This is a genomic window from Rhizobium mulingense (assembly GCF_029194105.1).
Taxonomy (GTDB): domain Bacteria; phylum Pseudomonadota; class Alphaproteobacteria; order Rhizobiales; family Rhizobiaceae; genus Rhizobium; species Rhizobium mulingense.
On sequence record NZ_JARFVE010000015.1, the window covers coordinates 31,609 to 48,809 of the forward strand.

The 17,201-nt window shown below is 61.9% G+C and carries 18 protein-coding genes; 2 read left to right on the forward strand and 16 right to left on the reverse strand.

Going from position 1 to position 17,201, the window contains the following annotated elements:
* Positions 1-168 precede the first annotated feature (168 nt).
* Together PYR71_RS26790 and PYR71_RS26795 are read left to right on the forward strand one after the other, a co-directional pair.
* On the forward strand, positions 169-1,359 hold the full coding sequence (locus tag PYR71_RS26790; RefSeq protein ID WP_275621546.1) for an efflux RND transporter periplasmic adaptor subunit: 1,191 nt from the start codon (positions 169-171) through the stop codon (positions 1,357-1,359).
* 12 nt (positions 1,360-1,371) lie between these two features.
* The gene (locus PYR71_RS26795) at positions 1,372-4,701 is read left to right on the forward strand and encodes an efflux RND transporter permease subunit (protein WP_275621547.1); all 3,330 of its coding nucleotides are present in this window, start codon (positions 1,372-1,374) and stop codon (positions 4,699-4,701) included.
* A gap of 106 nt (positions 4,702-4,807) precedes the next feature.
* Here the strand turns inward: PYR71_RS26795 and ureG are convergent, their stop codons facing one another.
* The 16 genes from ureG to urtB form a co-directional block, all read right to left on the reverse strand.
* Complete coding sequence (gene ureG / locus PYR71_RS26800; RefSeq protein ID WP_183912004.1) at positions 4,808-5,419, reverse strand: urease accessory protein UreG; 612 nt, start codon at positions 5,417-5,419, stop codon at positions 4,808-4,810.
* Positions 5,420-5,508: 89 nt separating this feature from the next.
* Positions 5,509-6,180, reverse strand: a complete 672-nt coding sequence (locus tag PYR71_RS26805; protein WP_275621548.1) for an urease accessory protein UreF — start codon at positions 6,178-6,180, stop codon at positions 5,509-5,511.
* 6 nt (positions 6,181-6,186) lie between these two features.
* Positions 6,187-6,780, reverse strand: a complete 594-nt coding sequence (locus tag PYR71_RS26810; RefSeq protein WP_275621549.1) for an urease accessory protein UreE — start codon at positions 6,778-6,780, stop codon at positions 6,187-6,189.
* A 140-nt stretch (positions 6,781-6,920) separates the two neighbouring features.
* Positions 6,921-7,592, reverse strand: coding sequence for a TIGR02117 family protein (locus tag PYR71_RS26815; protein WP_275621550.1), 672 nt, complete (start codon positions 7,590-7,592; stop codon positions 6,921-6,923).
* Between the two features lie 33 nt (positions 7,593-7,625).
* Positions 7,626-9,338, reverse strand: a complete 1,713-nt coding sequence (gene ureC / locus PYR71_RS26820; protein ID WP_183911996.1) for an urease subunit alpha — start codon at positions 9,336-9,338, stop codon at positions 7,626-7,628.
* 3 nt (positions 9,339-9,341) lie between these two features.
* Complete coding sequence (locus PYR71_RS26825; RefSeq protein ID WP_275621620.1) at positions 9,342-9,965, reverse strand: Urease operon accessory protein; 624 nt, start codon at positions 9,963-9,965, stop codon at positions 9,342-9,344.
* Between the two features lie 16 nt (positions 9,966-9,981).
* Positions 9,982-10,389 carry a lysozyme inhibitor LprI family protein gene (locus PYR71_RS26830; protein ID WP_275621551.1) on the reverse strand — a complete coding sequence of 136 codons (408 nt, stop codon included), beginning with the start codon at positions 10,387-10,389 and terminating at the stop codon, positions 9,982-9,984.
* A gap of 12 nt (positions 10,390-10,401) precedes the next feature.
* Positions 10,402-10,707, reverse strand: a complete 306-nt coding sequence (locus PYR71_RS26835) for an urease subunit beta (RefSeq protein WP_183911992.1) — start codon at positions 10,705-10,707, stop codon at positions 10,402-10,404.
* An 11-nt stretch (positions 10,708-10,718) separates the two neighbouring features.
* Positions 10,719-10,970: a DUF1272 domain-containing protein gene (locus PYR71_RS26840; protein WP_183911990.1), complete on the reverse strand. Its 252-nt coding sequence runs from the start codon at positions 10,968-10,970 to the stop codon at positions 10,719-10,721.
* A gap of 9 nt (positions 10,971-10,979) precedes the next feature.
* Positions 10,980-11,282, reverse strand: a complete 303-nt coding sequence (locus PYR71_RS26845) for an urease subunit gamma (protein ID WP_003561955.1) — start codon at positions 11,280-11,282, stop codon at positions 10,980-10,982.
* A gap of 28 nt (positions 11,283-11,310) precedes the next feature.
* Positions 11,311-12,132: an urease accessory protein UreD gene (locus tag PYR71_RS26850; RefSeq protein WP_275621552.1), complete on the reverse strand. Its 822-nt coding sequence runs from the start codon at positions 12,130-12,132 to the stop codon at positions 11,311-11,313.
* A 148-nt stretch (positions 12,133-12,280) separates the two neighbouring features.
* On the reverse strand, positions 12,281-12,976 hold the full coding sequence (gene urtE / locus PYR71_RS26855) for an urea ABC transporter ATP-binding subunit UrtE (protein ID WP_275621553.1): 696 nt from the start codon (positions 12,974-12,976) through the stop codon (positions 12,281-12,283).
* 18 nt (positions 12,977-12,994) lie between these two features.
* Positions 12,995-13,513 (reverse strand): hypothetical protein, encoded by a 519-nt coding sequence (locus tag PYR71_RS26860; RefSeq protein ID WP_323115750.1) that lies wholly within the window; start codon positions 13,511-13,513, stop codon positions 12,995-12,997.
* Positions 13,514-13,588: 75 nt separating this feature from the next.
* Positions 13,589-14,344 carry an urea ABC transporter ATP-binding protein UrtD gene (gene urtD, locus PYR71_RS26865; protein WP_275621555.1) on the reverse strand — a complete coding sequence of 252 codons (756 nt, stop codon included), beginning with the start codon at positions 14,342-14,344 and terminating at the stop codon, positions 13,589-13,591.
* A gap of 5 nt (positions 14,345-14,349) precedes the next feature.
* Positions 14,350-15,513: an urea ABC transporter permease subunit UrtC gene (gene urtC, locus PYR71_RS26870; RefSeq protein WP_183911982.1), complete on the reverse strand. Its 1,164-nt coding sequence runs from the start codon at positions 15,511-15,513 to the stop codon at positions 14,350-14,352.
* A complete protein-coding gene (gene urtB / locus PYR71_RS26875; RefSeq protein ID WP_275621556.1) occupies positions 15,510-17,162 on the reverse strand; it encodes an urea ABC transporter permease subunit UrtB in 1,653 nt (550 codons plus the stop codon). Before urtB ends, urtC begins: the two co-directional genes overlap by 4 nt.
* Between the last annotated feature and the right edge of the window lie 39 nt (positions 17,163-17,201).

Below are 17,201 nucleotides of genomic sequence, written 5' to 3' on the forward strand. Positions count from 1 at the left end.
ATTTCGAGCAAATCGATACCAACTAGAAGCCGATTTGCCGGGAGGGATGAAGACGGCAAATGATGTGTGGATACCCCTGAGAATGCTGGAAAGGCAGTGGCCTAGTCGCGAGCTCAATGGCAAACGCGCGAGTTCGGCTAACCTTCTGATGAGATTGGACGAAAACGCATGGCACGCAAGCCGACTGGAATTTTAAGCGTATCCACCTTTTTTGCAGCGGCGGTGGCTGCAACCACCGCCTTTTCGCAGGAAACGCCGGTCGCAAAGCCGCAGCAGAACCTGCCGGCGATCGTCGTCACCACAGCTGTCAATCGCACCCTCGTCGACCGTGTCATCGGCACCGGAACACTCAAGCCCGTGGAGGAAGTCTATATCCAGCCGCAAGTGGAGGGTCTTTCGATCCGCACGCTGAAAGCCGATATCGGCGACAAGGTTCGGGCCGAAAGCACCCTGGCGACGCTGAACGACGACGCGCTGGTTCTGGAGAAGAGCCAGATGATGGCGACCAAGGCCAAGGGTGAGGCCAGCCTCGCCCAGCTGCGCGCCCAGCTCATCGAGGCGCAGGCCAATGCCGAACAGGCAAGGCAGCAGCAGGCCCGCGCCCAGGAAATGGTCAAGAAGGGCACCGTTTCCACCGCCCAGGTCGAGCAGGCCGATGCGACCGCCGCTGCCGCCAATGCCCGCGTCGTCTCCGCCGAACAGGCGATCGAGGTCGCCGAAGCCGATCTCAAGGTCTTCGACAGCCAAATCGCCGACGCCGATCTGAAGCTCGCCCGCACCGACGTGAAGACGCCGGTTTCCGGCGTGGTTTCTGCAAAGAATGCCAAGGTCGGCGCGATCGCTGCCGGGAACGGCGATCCGCTGTTTACCATCATTCGCGATGGCGATATCGAGTTGGTCGCCGAAGTCGCCGAAAGCGACATTGTCAGGATCGCGGCCGGCCAGAAGGCGACCATTTCCCTTTCCGGCAGCCGTGAAAAGCTTTCTGGCGCCGTGCGCCTGGTGTCTCCCACCGTCGATCCGGTGACCCGCCTCGGCCTCGTCCATATCTCCATCGACGATGACAGCAAGGCGCGTTCCGGCATGTATGGCAGCGCCGAGATCATCGTCCGCGAAACCGAGGGCGTCTCGCTTCCCCTGACTGCGGTCCTGACGGGCAATGAAGGCTCGTCGGCCCGCAAGGTCGAGGATGGTGTGGTAAAATTCGCCAAGATCGAGACCGGCATCCAGGACGGGGCCTATGTCGAGATCGTTTATGGATTGAAGAGCGGCGATGAGGTCGTGGCCAAGGCGGGCGCCTATGTCCGCGACGGCGACCACATCACGCCGGTGCGTGAACAGCCCTCGGCTTCCAACTAAAGAGACCATCCGATGAATTTTTCAGCCTGGTCCATTCGAAATCCGATCGCGCCGCTGCTGGCCTTCTGCCTGTTGATATTCATCGGCATTCAGTCCTTCAACACGCTGCCGATCACGCGCTTCCCGAACATCGACGTGCCGCTGGTTTCGATCAGCGTGACACAGAGCGGCGCTTCGCCGGCCGAACTCGAAATGCAGGTGACGAAGGAGATCGAAGACGCGATCGCCTCGATTACCGGAATCGACGAGATCCAGTCGACGGTGACCGACGGCAGCTCGCAGACCAACGTCATGTTCCGCATGGAAGTGCCGACGGAACAGGCTGTGCAGGACGTCAAGGACGCGATCGATCGCATCCGCAGCGATCTGCCGGCGACGGCCGAAACGCCGATCGTCACCAAGGTCGACGTCGAGGGCCAGGCGATCCAGACCTTTGCCGTTTCCTCGCCCGACATGTCGCTCGAAGAACTCTCCTGGTTCGTCGACGATACCGTCAAGCGCGCCCTCCAGGGGCAGGCCGGTATCGGCCGCGTCGACCGTTACGGCGGCGCGGAGCGCGAAGTGCGTATCGAACTCACCCCCGCCAAGCTCGATGCCCATGGCATCACCGCGGCAAGCGTCAACCAGCAGCTGCGCGGCACCAACGTCGACCTCGGCTCCGGCCGCGGCCAAGTGGCCGGTAGCGAACAGGCGATCCGCGTCCTCGGCGACGCCCGCAATGTCGCCGAGCTCGCCGACACGACGATCGCGCTGCCGAACGGCCGTTTCGTCAAGCTGTCCGACCTCGGCGTCATCAAGGACACTTATGAAGAGCCGAAATCCTTCTCGCGCTTCAACGATACGCCTGTGGTCACCTTCGGCGTCTTCCGTTCGAAGGGTGCCAGCGAGGTCAGCGTCGCCGAAACCGTAGCGCAGAGCCTCGACAAGGTCAGAAGCGAGAACCCGAATGTGAAGATCGAGATGATCGACGATTCGGTGTATTTCACCTACGGCAACTACGAAGCCGCCATCCACACGCTGCTCGAAGGCGCGCTGCTCGCCGTCATCGTCGTCCTGCTGTTCCTCCGGAACTGGCGCGCGACCCTGATTTCGGCCATCGCCCTGCCGCTGTCTGCGATCCCGACTTTTTGGGTCATGGACATGATGGGCTTCTCGCTGAACCTCGTCAGCTTCCTGGCCCTGACGCTGGCGACCGGTATCCTTGTCGACGATGCGATCGTCGAAATCGAGAACATCGCCCGCCACATCAAGATGGGCAAGACACCCTACCGGGCGGCGATCGAGGCGGCGGATGAAATCGGCCTTGCCGTCATCGCCACCACCTTCACCATCATCGCCGTCTTCGTGCCGGTTTCCTTCATGCCGGGCATTCCGGGCCAGTATTTCATCCAGTTCGGCCTGACCGTCGCCTTCTCCGTTTTCTTCTCACTGATGGTCGCGCGTCTCATCACTCCGATGATGGCCGCCTATCTGATGCGTGCCGAAGACGGCGTTGACGACCATCACGACAATGACGGCCTGCTGATGAAGGGCTATACCCGCCTTGTCACCGGTACGACTCGCAAGTGGTATTGGCGTTACACGACACTGATTGTGGCCCTCCTCTTCACGGTTGGTTCGGTCATATCGCTGTTCATGTTCGTGCCCGGCAGCTTCCTACCGCCGGAAGACGCCTCGCGTATCGTTCTCTCCGTCGAACTGCCGCCGAATGCGCGGCTTGACGATACCGAGAAGACGGCGGACGCGATCTACGACAGGGTCAAGGACATCAACGGCGTCGAAAGTGTCTTCGTCCTCGGCGGCGCATCGCCGAAGGGCGATCTCGAACTGCGCCGTGCGACCATTACGCTGGCACTCCACAAGCTCGACCAGTCGCTGGTCAAGAAGGTGGTCAACGACGTGCTCGGTGACATCCCGGTTATCGGTCCGATGCTGCCGAAGGTGGAAGTCCACGGCCGTGAACGCCCGCAATGGGATATCGAAAAGGAAGTCTTCGCGAAGGTGCGCGATATTCCCGACGTTCATATCCTGAAGCTCAACGATCGCGGCGAACGCGACCTCTCCTTCAACTTCCTCTCCAAGAACGAGAAGGACCTGAACGACGCCGTCGGCATTCTGGAATCGAAGCTCCGCGCCGATCCGCTGCTCGCCAATGTCAGTGCCGACGGCGCCCTGCCTCGTCCGGAACTGCAGGTCTACCCGCGCAAGGACGAGGCAGCCCGCCTCGGCATTACGCCGCAGCAGATCTCCGAGACGATCCGCGTCGCCACCATCGGCGATGTCGATGCGGCCCTTGCCAAGATCTCGCTCGACGATCGCCAGATCCCTATCCGGGTCCAGGCGGCGGTCGACATGCGCCGCGACCTTGCCGCCATCCGCGCATTGAAGATCCAGACCGCCAGCGGCGGCACCGTTCCGCTATCGAGCGTCGCCAACATCGACTATTCGGAAGGCGTTAGCTCGATCAAGCGCAACAACCGCAACCGTGTCGTCTCTATCGGCTCCGATCTGCCGCAGGGCGTGGCGCTCGACACGGCTTCGGCCCGCTTCCGCGAGATCGTCAAGGCGGCCAACATCCCGGCCTCCGTACACCTTGCCGAAAGCGGCGATACCAAGGTGCAGACCGAGATGCAGCAGAGCTTCGTCAACGCCATGTTGATGGGCCTGTTGCTGGTGCTGACGGTGCTGATTCTCCTCTTCAAGGACGTCATCCAGCCCTTCACCATCCTGTTCTCGCTGCCGCTTGCCATCGGCGGTGTCGCGGCGGCTCTGATCATCACCAGCAATCCGCTGTCCATGCCAGTCATGATCGGCATTCTGATGCTGATGGGTATCGTCACCAAGAACGCCATCCTGCTCGTCGATTTCGCGATCGAGATGCGCCATCAGGGCATGGCCCGTGTCGAAGCCATGGTCGAAGCCGGTCGCAAGCGCGCCCGGCCGATCATCATGACCTCGATCGCCATGTCGGCAGGCATGCTGCCTTCCGCGCTCGGCGTCGGCGAAGGTGGCTCGTTCCGCGCGCCGATGGCGATCGCGGTGATCGGCGGCATCATCGTTTCGACGGTGCTCTCGCTCGTCGTCGTGCCGTCCTTCTTCCTGATCATGGACGATCTCTCCCGTCTGCTTGGCTGGATGTTCGGACGCCTGGTCGGCAGGAAGGATGAGGAGGACCTGCCGCTATCGCGCGAGGATCTCACCCGCGTTACCCGCGAGAACCGCAGCGAAATCGATGCGCTGGACGAGCGCCTTACGGCGATCGAAAAGCCGGAAGGCAAGCGCAAGAATGCCAAAGGCAACGACACCAACGTTCTACGGCTGCCGCCTTTCGCAGCGGAATAAGCAAAATCCAGATAATGAAACGGGCCGGGAGATTACTCCCGGCCCGTTCGTTTTGCCGTTTTCGCCGCCATCAGTGAGATCGATCTGCTGCGGCAGGTCCGACCGCTCAGAGCCCGCCCTGCTCCCTGAGAAAATTGACGATCGAACTGATGCCGTCGCCGCGCTTCATGTCCGAGAAGACGAACGGGCGGCTCCCGCGCATGCGCGTCGCATCCCGGTCCATCACCTCGAGATCGGCGCCGACATAGGGCGCCAGATCCTTTTTGTTGATGACAAGCAGATCGGACCGGGTGATGCCGGGCCCGCCCTTGCGCGGGATTTCCTCGCCCTGGCAGACGGAGATCACGTAGATGGTGACATCGGCAAGATCCGGCGAAAAGGTCGCCGCCAGATTGTCTCCGCCGGATTCGATGAAGACGACGTCGAGATCGGGAATGCGCTCGTTGAGGCCGGCGATCGCCTGCAGATTGATCGTCGCATCCTCGCGGATGGCGGTATGCGGGCAGCCGCCGGTTTCGACGCCGACGATCCGCTCCGAGGGCAGGGCCTGCATGCGCACCAGCGCCTCGGCATCCTCGGTCGTATAGATGTCGTTGGTGACGACGGCGACGGAATAGTCGTCGCGCATCGCCTTGCAGAGCTTTTCCGTCAGCGCCGTCTTGCCCGACCCGACCGGCCCGCCAATGCCGACGCGCAGAGGTCCGTTTCTTGATTTCATGTGTTTCACTCCAATCGAACCGGATGATAGCGACGGCAGCGGCGGGCGCCACCGTCAAATGACGCAGTTTCTGCGGATAATTGATATCCTCACGAGCGGAACAACCGCGTCGCCTGCGTCTCGTGGCGCAGGCTGGCGATATCGGCTTGTACCGTCGCCGAACCGAGATCGTCGAGCGACGACGCTGCCGCCCGTCGGGCAACCGCCACAATGTGGTCTTCTAGGCCGGCCAGCAGGGCAACACCGTCCCTCTGCCCGGCGACGCCGAGGCGAATACCGGACGAAACCGCTTGCGAGGCATAGGCGTGCAGGAAGACTGCGAGCACCTGCTGGGACCCTATACCATGCGCACCAGCAACCGCGCCTACCGCGACGGGATAAGCGGTCTTGCTGGACAACCTCTCGAACACTTCGTCCGGCCAAGCCCGCGCCGCCGCGAGGAAGGCGTCACCGAGCAGAATGGTCTCCTGATGGCGCTCACGCGATCCGGCAAGAGCCTCGGCCAGAGCGGCGGTTTCGGCAAGGCGCCCGGCATCTGCCTGTTGCCTGTGGCTCTCGGCCAGAAGCACCGCATCGTTCCAGACGGCGCCATGGCCGATCAGCGTGCCGATCCAGTTTGCAAGCGAAGCAGCATCGATAACGAGTTCATCTGCCACTGCCCGCTCCAGCCCACCCGAATAGGCGAAGCTACCGACGGGAAAGGCCGGCGACAGCCACGCCGTCAGGCGCAGCAATGCCTGCAGTTGGTGTTCCCCTGTCATCGCGCCTCAATCGTGCTTGTGGCCGTGATGATGGTCGTGGTTATGATCGTGGTCGCAGCTGTGATCATGCTGGCGGTCATGGCCGTGCGCGTGACCGTGATCATGCCCATGATCATGGTTGTGACCGTGGTTATGAGCGGCATGGCCGTGATCATGCGCATGGCCGCCATGGGAATGATAGGCTCCGCGCGCGGGTTGAAAGGGTTCGTCGATCTCCAGCACGGTGGCGCCGAGGCCCTGCAGCATCGAGCGGATGACATGGTCCCGCAGGATGACGATGCGGTCTTCCTCGATCTGGGCGGCAAGATGACGGTTGCCGAGATGCCAGGCGAGCTCGACGAGATGCGTGCGGTCGCGTCCTCGAATTTCGAAGAGCTTTTCGTCGGCTGCCAGAATCTCGATCAGCTCCCCGTCCTCGCGCACCAGCAGGTCGCCATTGGCGAAGAGCACCGGGTCCTTGAGATCGAGCATGACCATCTCGCCATTTTCGAGATGCAGCAGCTTGCGGCGCAGATGGCGCAGGTCATGCGGCAGCTTGACCTGGGCGGTCGGATGGGAGGAAGGGGTTCCGGCGGGGAGATAGGAGGTGACGCGCTGCATGACATGTCCGTTTGCTGAAAGGACAACCATGCAAAATAGCGCTTGCCGATGCAAGCACCAATGACCTTTTGCTCAGGTGAGGACTCTGTATTCCGGAAGCTTGCTGAACTTGCCGCTTTCAACTCGCCTGCCCCGCGGTCTCAATTGTAGACAGCAACGGATAATCGCAACGAAGGTGGAAGCGGGTTCCAAAAGCCGGTTCGAAGTCCCGCCGAGCGGAGCGCGGCAGCCGTCCAGGTGTTGCAGCCGAAGAGGGCGTTGAAATATCCCTCCGCCTCGAAGAACCGGTCGATCTCGCCGTAACCTGTGTTTGAGATCAGCTTCACCTCGCCCGCGTCGCGGACAAAACTATCCGAGATGAAATTGCGCAGCCGCGCCAATTGTTCGTCCCCGATATCGAAGGCCACAACGGCCGGCTGCGGCTCGGCAATATGACCGGCGAGATCCACGTGCAGCACCGAACGGTCGATCGTCAGGGCCCGCAACACCGGCATCGGCTTCAGCTCCGACCAGGTCGGCGTTTCCAGATAGAAGGCGCGGCCGCCCCAGCCGACAACGAGCCATTCCGCATTCGGATGGCCGAGCGGAAATTCGCCGTCATCAAGAAAGGAAAAAGCCGCGCGCGTCTCCTCGTCGAGTGGAATCGCAATATCCGTATGGATTGCTCCCGACAGAAGCAGAATCCGGTGGGTTGCCACCGCGGACGATGCTTCGACCGGTGCGATCAGCGGCCGGGGAATGAAGGTTCCGGCCGTCGCCAGAGCGACGACCAGCAATATGATCCGCAACAGCCAGCGGATGCCTGTTTTCATCGGAACCGTCCGGCGCGCACGGAGCGAGCGGTCCTAGAACAGGAAATAGCGCTGCGCCATCGGCAGCACCGTCGCCGGCTCGCATGTCAGCAACTCGCCATTCGCCCTGACCTCATAGGTCTCCGGATCGACCTCGATCTCCGGCGTCAGGTCGTTGTGGATCATCGATGCCTTGGAGATGCCGCCGCGGGTATTCTTCACCGCCAACAGTTCCTTCGCAACGCCGAGCCTGCCCTTCAGGCCGGCATCGAGCGAGGCCTGGCTGACGAAGGTGACCGAGGAATTGGTGAGGCTCTTGCCGTAGGAGGCAAACATCGGCCGGTAGTGCACCGGCTGCGGCGTCGGAATCGAGGCGTTCGGATCGCCCATCGGCGCGGCGGCGATCGACCCGCCGAGCAGCACCATATCCGGCTTCACGCCGAAGAAGGCGGGGTTCCACAGCACTAGGTCGGCGCGCTTGCCGATTTCGATCGAGCCGATCTCATGGCTGAGACCATGCGCGATCGCCGGATTGATCGTGTATTTGGCGATATAGCGGCGGACGCGGAAATTGTCATTGTCGCCCTTCTCTTCTTTCAGCCGACCGCGCTGGCGCTTCATCTTGTCGGCCGTCTGCCAGGTGCGGATCGCAACTTCGCCGACGCGGCCCATGGCCTGGCTGTCGGACGAGATGATCGAGAAGGCGCCGATATCGTGCAGGATATCTTCGGCCGCGATCGTCTCCTTGCGGATGCGGCTTTCGGCAAAGGCGATATCCTCGGGGATCGAGGGCGACAAATGATGGCAGACCATCAGCATGTCGAGATGCTCGGCAATGGTATTGACCGTATAAGGCCGCGTCGGATTGGTCGACGACGGGATGACGTTCGGCTGGCCGCAGATCTTGATGATATCCGGCGCGTGCCCGCCACCCGCCCCTTCCGTGTGGAAGGCGTGAATGGTGCGGCCCTTGATGGCGCCGATCGTATCCTCGACGAAGCCGCTTTCATTCAGCGTATCGGTGTGGATCATCACCTGCACGTCATAGTCGTCAGCGACCGACAGGCAGCAGTCGATGGCACCAGGTGTCGTGCCCCAGTCCTCGTGCAGCTTCAGCGACGTCGCGCCGGCCAGCACCATCTCGGTCAGCGCGCCCGGCAGCGACGCATTGCCCTTGCCGGCAAAAGCGAGGTTCATCGGGAAGGCGTCGGCCGCTTCGATCATCCGCGCGATATGCCAGGGGCCGGGCGTGCAGGTGGTGGCGAGCGTGCCGTGCGCCGGTCCCGTGCCGCCGCCGAGCATGCAGGTCATGCCCGACATCAGCGCCTCCTCGATCTGCTGCGGCGCGATGAAGTGAATATGGCTGTCCATGCCGCCGGCCGTCACGATCTTCCCCTCGCCGGCAATCGCCTCCGTGCCCGGGCCGACGATGATGTTGACGCCGGGCTGCATATCGGGATTGCCCGCCTTGCCGATCGCAGCGATGCGCCCGTTCTTCAGCCCGATATCAGCCTTGTAGATGCCGGAGTGATCGACGATCACTGCATTGGTGATGACAGTATCGACCGCGCCGTCCGCCCGCGTCACCTGGCTCTGGCCCATGCCGTCGCGGATCACCTTGCCGCCACCGAATTTCACCTCCTCGCCATAGGTGGTGAAATCCTTCTCGATCTCGATGAAGAGCTCCGTATCGGCAAGGCGCACCTTGTCGCCGGTGGTCGGTCCGAACATGCCGGCATAGGCGGCGCGTGAGATCTTATAGGGCATCCATCAGGCTCCGTAGGAGGAAGAGACAAGTGTTTTTTCGCCGAGCCGCTTGAGGCGGCCCACGGCGACGTAACTATCGACAAGCTGCCGTTCGGCGGCAAACGGGTGCCATTCCCACCCGGCGTGACCGAACCCGGCCAAAATAACCTCGGCATCGGGAAATTTGCTCAGCACTTCGGCGATGACGATCATACCGCTGCTGGGGACGACATAGTCCCCAGGCACAAAGGCCGAGAGCGAGGCATCAACGGCTTCGTGGATCGATCGGTCGATCACGACATGCTTCTTGCCGGCCTCCGAGCAGAAAGCGCCGAATGCCTCCGTATAGTCGTCGCAGAAATCGTCGAGATCGGGATGCGAGACGGCAAGCGGCGCCCGCATGGCCGCGAATTTGTCCGGATCGCGCACGCTCCAGATTTCGCGAGCCGAAACGACGCCGGGATGGGCGCGCCATTCTCGCGAGCCGAGCATCGCCGTTGCCGGCCGGCCGGTATTGCAGACCGCAACGGCATCCGTCCGGCTGCCGCCGGCGCCATAGGAACGGCAATCGTTGAAGCGGATGACGAAATCGGCGGCATCAATGATGCCTGCTCCCGCCTCTGCGACCTCGCCATTGCCGACAATCACGATCTTGCTAATCACCCTAGTTGCTCATCGTGTCTTCGAGCTCTTTCAGCTCTTTTGTGCGTTTGTCGGTGATGTTGGCGAGACATCCGGCGACCAGCATCGGCTCCATCGTGCCGCCGCGAGCCTGGAAGCCGAAGGCGTCGCATTCGGCGTCGCGATAATCGATCCAGGCGCGCTGCGCCTTGACCAGCGCCTGCTCCGCGCCCTTCATGTCGCCGTCGAGATCCTTGTCGATCGCGGCCAGAGCAGCGCGGGTCTTCTTGTATTGCGCGTTCAGAGCTTTGTCGGCGGTCTCATGGCGCGCCGCCTCGCAGGATGTCATGTCCGATTGCGTCTTAGGATTCTGGCAATCGATGTCCTGAGCAGAGGCACCGCCCGCGGCTAGCAGCATCGCCGCCCCGACGAGGCAGATGTTCAAACGCATGCATCCCTCCCGTTAAAGCTTGCCCATCACCAGCTGACGGAAACCATAGACCTCGCGCTTGCCGGCAAGCGGGATCAGCGTCACGGAACGCGTCTGTCCCGGCTCGAAGCGCACGGCCGTTCCGGCTGGGATATCCAGCCGCTTGCCATGCGCCGCCGCCCGGTCGAAAGAAAGTCCGGCATTGGTCTCGGCGAAATGATAATGGCTGCCGACCTGCACCGGCCGATCGCCGGTGTTGGAAACCTCCAGCGTCACCGTCGGTGCGCCGGCATTGAGTTCGATGTCGCCGTTCGCGGCAATGATTTCGCCCGGAATCATTCTCGTCCTCCTCACGCCGCTCTGGGCGCGCAGCCCTCAGCCTTCAACACGCGTTTCGTCGACGCCGGATGTTTGGCGAGCATCGCCGCCGGCCGGATGGGTCTTGCGACGAGATTGCCGCCGCAATTCGGGCAGACGCCCTTCAGCACTCGATCCACGCAATCGGCACAGAAGGTGCATTCATAGGTGCAGATCCGCGCCTCGGCGCTTTCCGGCGGCAAATCCTTGTCGCAGCATTCGCAATTGGGTCTGAGCTCCAGCATTCTTTTTCCTCACCTGATCGGTTCGTGAACGGTGACGAGCTTGGTGCCATCCGGGAATGTCGCCTCCACCTGCACGTCGTGGATCATCTCGGCAATTCCTTCCATCACCTGATCGCGGCCGATCACATGAGCGCCGGCTTCCATCAGCTCGGCGACCGGACGGCCGTCTCGGGCGCCTTCGACGACGAAGTCGCTGATCAGCGCGATCGCTTCGGGATAGTTCAGCTTGACGCCGCGCTCGAGCCGCCGCCGCGCCACCATTGCCGCCATTGAAATCAGCAGCTTGTCTTTTTCTCTCGGAGTGAGGTTCATTGCTTGCCCATCTGCTTGATGCTTAGCTTTAGAGATTCCAGACTTTCGGCACAGGCGCACCGTTGCGCAAGACGGAAATGACAGGGATCAGGATTTTTCTCAGCGTGAAGCCATCGGCCGCCGCAAGGCGAACGACCAGCTTACCGCTCCAGGCGCTCGCACCGCCACTCATTTCCTCGACGAGCGGTCGGACTCGACCGAGATAGGCTTCGGCCAGCGGCCCCGCATAAAACAGCGTCGCCAAGGCAACCTGCCCGCCGAGCACCGCCTGGCGCGCCGCCAGCGCCGCAACGCCCTCGGATAGCCTGAGCTCCTCGGCATGGATCAGCCGACCCGAGCGGCGAATGCGCCAGCGGTCGCGAAAGAAACCCGTGTCTACCGTTTCGCCCATTGCCTTGCGACCAAGGAGCACGGCCTCTACCGCCAGAAATTCGGCGCTCTCGTCGAGATCCACATCGAGCCGGCGGAAGAGCGCCGCCCGGTCGAACAGGATCGTTTCCTGCGGCAGCCAGTCGACCCGCGCCCCCGGCCCGGCTTCGATGCGGGTCGTCACCTCTGCGACGCCGGCCGATGCTTTGTAAATCTTTTCGCAGGCCTGGGTGGTGACGTCGATCTTCGTGCCGGCGCCGGCGACGACGCTCCAGTCCATCCGGTCGCCGCCAGTCAGCCCGCCTGATGTGTTGATGATGACGGCTTCCATCGAGGCATCGAACGTATCCGGCAGGCGGATCTTCGCCGCGCCCTCCTGATAGAGTTCACGGATGCGTGTACGGCCGCCGAGCAGCTTTGCCGCCAGATGTCCGCGCCCCTCCGCTCTTTGCGGTCTCGTGCCTTCCACCGCAATCATCATACGTCCCTTTCGGTCGCGCTACCGGTTCATTCGATCGCACGGGTGACGGAAGCAAAGCAATTCCCATGCCGTCCCGAACAGACCTCTTGGCGACGGGCGAAGGCCTGAAAACGTCGTGCTCGCTGCTGCAAAATACGGCATCTGCCGGTCAAACGGTCAAATGACGGCGAGCCTCCGGCGTGTCCAGCGTCTCGGCAAGTCCTTCATGCACGATCTCGCCGCGATCCATGATGTAAACGTAGTCGGCAAGCTCCCGGCAGAAATCGAGATATTGTTCGACGAGCAGGATCGCCATGCCGGTGGAATCACGCAGATAACGGATTGCCCGGCCGATATCCTTGATGATCGACGGCTGGATGCCCTCAGTCGGCTCGTCGAGCACGAGGATCCTCGGCCGCGTCACCATGGCGCGGCCGATCGCCAGCTGTTGCTGCTGCCCGCCAGAGAGATCGCCGCCGCGACGCGACAACATCGACTTCAGCACCGGGAAGAGGCTGAAGATATCATCGGGTATGTTGCGGTCGCTCCGGCCAAGCGGGGCAAAGCCGGTTTCGAGATTTTCCTTGACCGTCAACAACGGGAAAATCTCCCGCCCCTGTGGCACGTAGCCGATGCCTTGCTTGGCGCGGGCGAAAGGCGGCAGGCCGTTCAACCTGGTATCGTTGAAGGTGACGGTTCCGGCCGACAGCGGATGCTGGCCGGTGACCGCGCGCAGAAGCGAACTCTTGCCGACGCCGTTGCGCCCCAGCACGCAGGTGATCTTGCCCATCTCCGCTTTGATCGAGATGCCGCGCAGCGCCTGCGCCGCGCCATAGTGCAGATTTGCGTTTTCGACTGTCAGCATCCGTTCACCCATTCCCCATCAGTTCATCAGCGTGCGCCTCAGCATCTGCAAGGCGTACTCCTGTTCTTTCGTCCTCTCGCCGCCAGCGGCGGCCACGTCCTCGGCAATGCCGATCAGTTGCTGACGCTCCTGCATGTCGAGCGCCTTTAGCCAGATATCCCGGAACCGGCGGATCGGATCTTCGGGACTGGTGACGTTCTTAGACGCCCACTCCCCGAAAACCAGCACCTCTTCCATATCGCCCGGACGGATGATGCCTTTCATGCGGTTGCGGACGACATCCTTCGCCGCGTCGAGATGGATCGGCTTTTCCTTGGCAAGGCAGAAGAAGAAGGCCACCGCCGCAATCACCGGATCGGCGATCGAGGCCAGTGGCGCTGCCTCGGCCTGCTTGCGCAACTTTCCGCGTTTAAAGGCCCCCCGCATACGCTCGACGGAATCGATGATCTCGCTTCCCGCCTCACGCATCATTTTCAAGCGCCAGTACCAGACAGCCGCGCCGCTGATCGCCATGACCAGAATACCGAGAAAAGCCATGTTGAAACCCCACGATAAACCCCGCTCGTTTTAGAGCTTGTTCTCTCATCGGGTTCAAGCCTGTAGTTGCATTCGTCACCGCCCCAGATAGTTCTCGATCACTTTCGGATCGGAGCTTACGAAATCGATTGAGCCCTCCGCCAGCACCGAGCCTTCGGCAAGGCATGTCACCTTGACGCGGAGGTCGCGGATGAAGCCCATATCGTGTTCGACGACAACGACCGAACGGGTCTTGGCGATGTCCTTGAGGAGGATCGCCGTTTCCGCCGTCTCCGCATCCGTCATGCCGGCAACGGGCTCGTCAACGAGCAGCAACTTCGGTTCCTGCGCGAGCAGCATGCCGATCTCCAACCACTGCTTCTGCCCGTGCGAAAGATTGGCTGCCAGCTCGTCGCGCCGGTGGGTCAGCCGCACCGTTTCGAGAATTTCTTCGATCCGCGCCTTGTCCTCACCTGCAAGCCGGTAGAACAGCGTCGAAAAGACCGAGCGGCGGCGGTTCAGCGCCAGCTCCAGATTGTCCCAGACCGTGTGGCTTTCGAAGACCGTCGGCTTCTGAAATTTGCGGCCGATGCCGAGCTGGGCAATATCGGCTTCGTCCTTCTTGGTGAGATCGATCGTGCCGTTGAAAAACACCTCGCCCTCGTCGGGCCTTGTCTTGCCGGTGATGATATCCATCATCGTCGTCTTGCCGGCGCCATTCGGGCCGATGATGGCGCGAAGCTCGCCCGGTTCGATGACGATCGACAGCGAATTCAGCGCCTTGAAACCATCGAAGGAAACGGAGACGCCGCTGAGATAAAGCACGCTGGTGGGTTTGACGTCGGGGATCATGACCTTCACTCCGCTGCCTGGATTTTCGGCTCGACGCCATCTTCCTGCACCGCCGGCGGCGCAGCCTCGGCAACACTTTTCCGCTTGGCGAAATAGTGCGAAACCGTGCCGACGACGCCCTTCGGCAGGAACAACGTGACGGCGACGAAAAGACCGCCGAGCGCAAACAGCCAGAATTCCGGAAAGAGGCCGGTGAAGATCGTCTTGCCGCCATTGACCAGGATCGCACCGATGATCGGCCCAATCAGCGTCCCTCGCCCGCCGACCGCCGTCCAGATGACGACTTCGATGGAATTGGCCGGTGCGAATTCGCCGGGATTGATGATGCCGACTTGCGGCACGTAGAGCGCGCCTGCTATGCCCGCCATCATCGCCGAGACGACGAAGGTGAAGAGCTTGAAATGCTCGACGCGGTAGCCGAGGAAGCGGGTGCGGCTTTCGGCATCGCGCACGCCGACCAGCACCTTGCCGAACTTCGATCGCACGATTGCCGAGGCGATCGTCAGCGACAGCGCCAGGAAGATCGCCGTCGCGGAAAAGAGGCTGGCGCGCGTGCCGTCCGCCTGAATGTTGAAGCCGAGGATATCCTTGAAGTCGGTCATGCCGTTATTGCCGCCGAACCCCATGTCATTGCGGAAGAAGGCAAGCAACAGAGCATAGGTCATCGCCTGGGTGATGATCGAGAGGTAAACGCCGTTGACGCGGGAGCGGAAGGCGAACCAGCCGAAGACGAAGGCGAGCAGGCCCGGCACGGCCAGCACCATCAGCGCCGCGAACCAGAACTGGTCGAAACCGTACCAGAACCAGGGCAGCTCCTTCCAGTTCAGGAACACCATGAAGTCGGGCAGAACAGGATCGCCATAGACGCCGCGCGAGCCGATCTGGCGCATCAGATACATACCCATCGCATAACCGCCGAGCGCGAAGAAGGCGCCGTGGCCGAGCGAGAGGATGCCGCAGAAACCCCAGACGAGATCGAGCGCCAGCGCCAGCAGCGCATAGGTCAGATACTTGCCGAACAGCGCCATGATGTAGGTCGGGATGTGCAGCGGGTGGCTCGGGCCGGTCGCAAGGTTCAAGATCGGCACGAGGATGGCGATCGCCAGCAGCAGCGCCACGGCGACCGAAATCCTGCGATCGAGAGACCGGAGAAGGAAGGCCGTTATCATGCTTCCACCGCCCTTCCTTTGAGTGCGAAGAGCCCGCGCGGACGCTTCTGGATGAAAAGAATGATGAGGACGAGCACCAGGATTTTGCCGAGCACGGCGCCGGCGAAGGGCTCGAGGAACTTGTTGACGACGCCGAGCGACAAGGCGCCGACCAGTGTGCCCCAGAGATTGCCGACACCGCCGAAGACGACGACCATGAAGCTGTCGATGATGTAGGATTGACCGAGATTTGGCGAGACGTTGTCGATCTGGCTGAGCGCCACGCCGGCAATACCGGCAATTCCCGAACCGAGCGCGAAGGTGAAGGCGTCCACCCAACCGGTGCGGATGCCCATCGACGATGCCATGCGGCGGTTCTGCGTGACGGCGCGCATCTGCAGACCGAAAGCTGACCGCTTGAGCAGCAGAAGCAGCGCCACGAAGACAACCATCGAAAAGACGATGATCCACAATCGGTTCCAGGTGATGGAGAGCCCGCCGAGATCGAAAACGCCGGACATCCAGGTCGGATTGCGAACCTCGCGGTTCGTGGGGCCGAAGATGCTGCGCACGGCCTGCTGCAGGATCAGCGACACACCCCAGGTGGCGAGCAGTGTTTCGAGCGGCCGGCCGTAGAGATAGCGGATGACGGCGCGCTCGATTACGAGTCCGACGAGGCCGGTGAAGACGAAGGCGACCGGCACCGCAAAGGCCAGCGAATAATCGGCAAGCGAGGGATAGGCCGAGGTAATCGTTTCCTGCACCACATAGGTTGCATAGGCGCCGATCATCACCATTTCGCCATGTGCCATGTTGATCACGCCCATAACGCCAAAGGTGATTGCAAGGCCGATCGCCGCAAGCAGGAGCACCGAGCCGAGCGACAATCCGTACCAGACGTTCTGGACGATATCCCACATCGCCAGGCTGCGATTGATGGTGCTGATATCTGCCTGGATCGCTGGCTTCAGGTCATCAGGCGCGGTTTCGAGTGTGGTCGTGAGGATGTTCAGTGCATCACGATTGCCGCGAGCCGCGATCGTATCGATCGCAGCCTTCTTGTCTTCGACGCTCGCATCCGTCTTCAGCAGCAGCACTGCGCGCGCTGCTTCCATCATATTCTTGATCTCGGCGTCGTTTTCAGCCGCAAGCGCCGCATTCAGAAGATCGAGATTGGCGGGATCGGCGTCTTTCAGCAGGCCCTGTGCCGCGGCAAGACGCGCCGAACGGTCCGGGCTCATCAGCGTCAGCTGGCTGGTGGCGGCGCTGATGACGCCGCGAAGTGCATTGTTGATCTTGACCTTGGTCATCATGTCAGGATCGACATCGGCAGCGGCTTCGCCGGTGATCGGATCGGAATAGGTCGGCTCGTCATCGGTGCCGCCTTGGAGAAGCACCGGGCCGCCATCGGAATTGACGTAGAGAAGGCCGTCGCTCAAGTGCTGCAGGATCTGGCTGACATGCGGGTCCTTGGATGCGACCAGCGCCTTGATGGCCGCCTCGCGTTCCGGGAAGTCGCCGACGCCGAGCGCATCGATGAGGACGTGGATATCGTCCTCTGCCCGAACTTCGCTCGATGTTGCCAAGCCCAGAAATGCGGGGCCGGAAAATGTCAGGCCCGCGAATGTCAGGCAGAGCGTGAAGAGGAAAATCTTTATAGCGCGATACATCGGCTTTCTCGCCCTGGATAGTGTTGGCCTCGCGGCGTA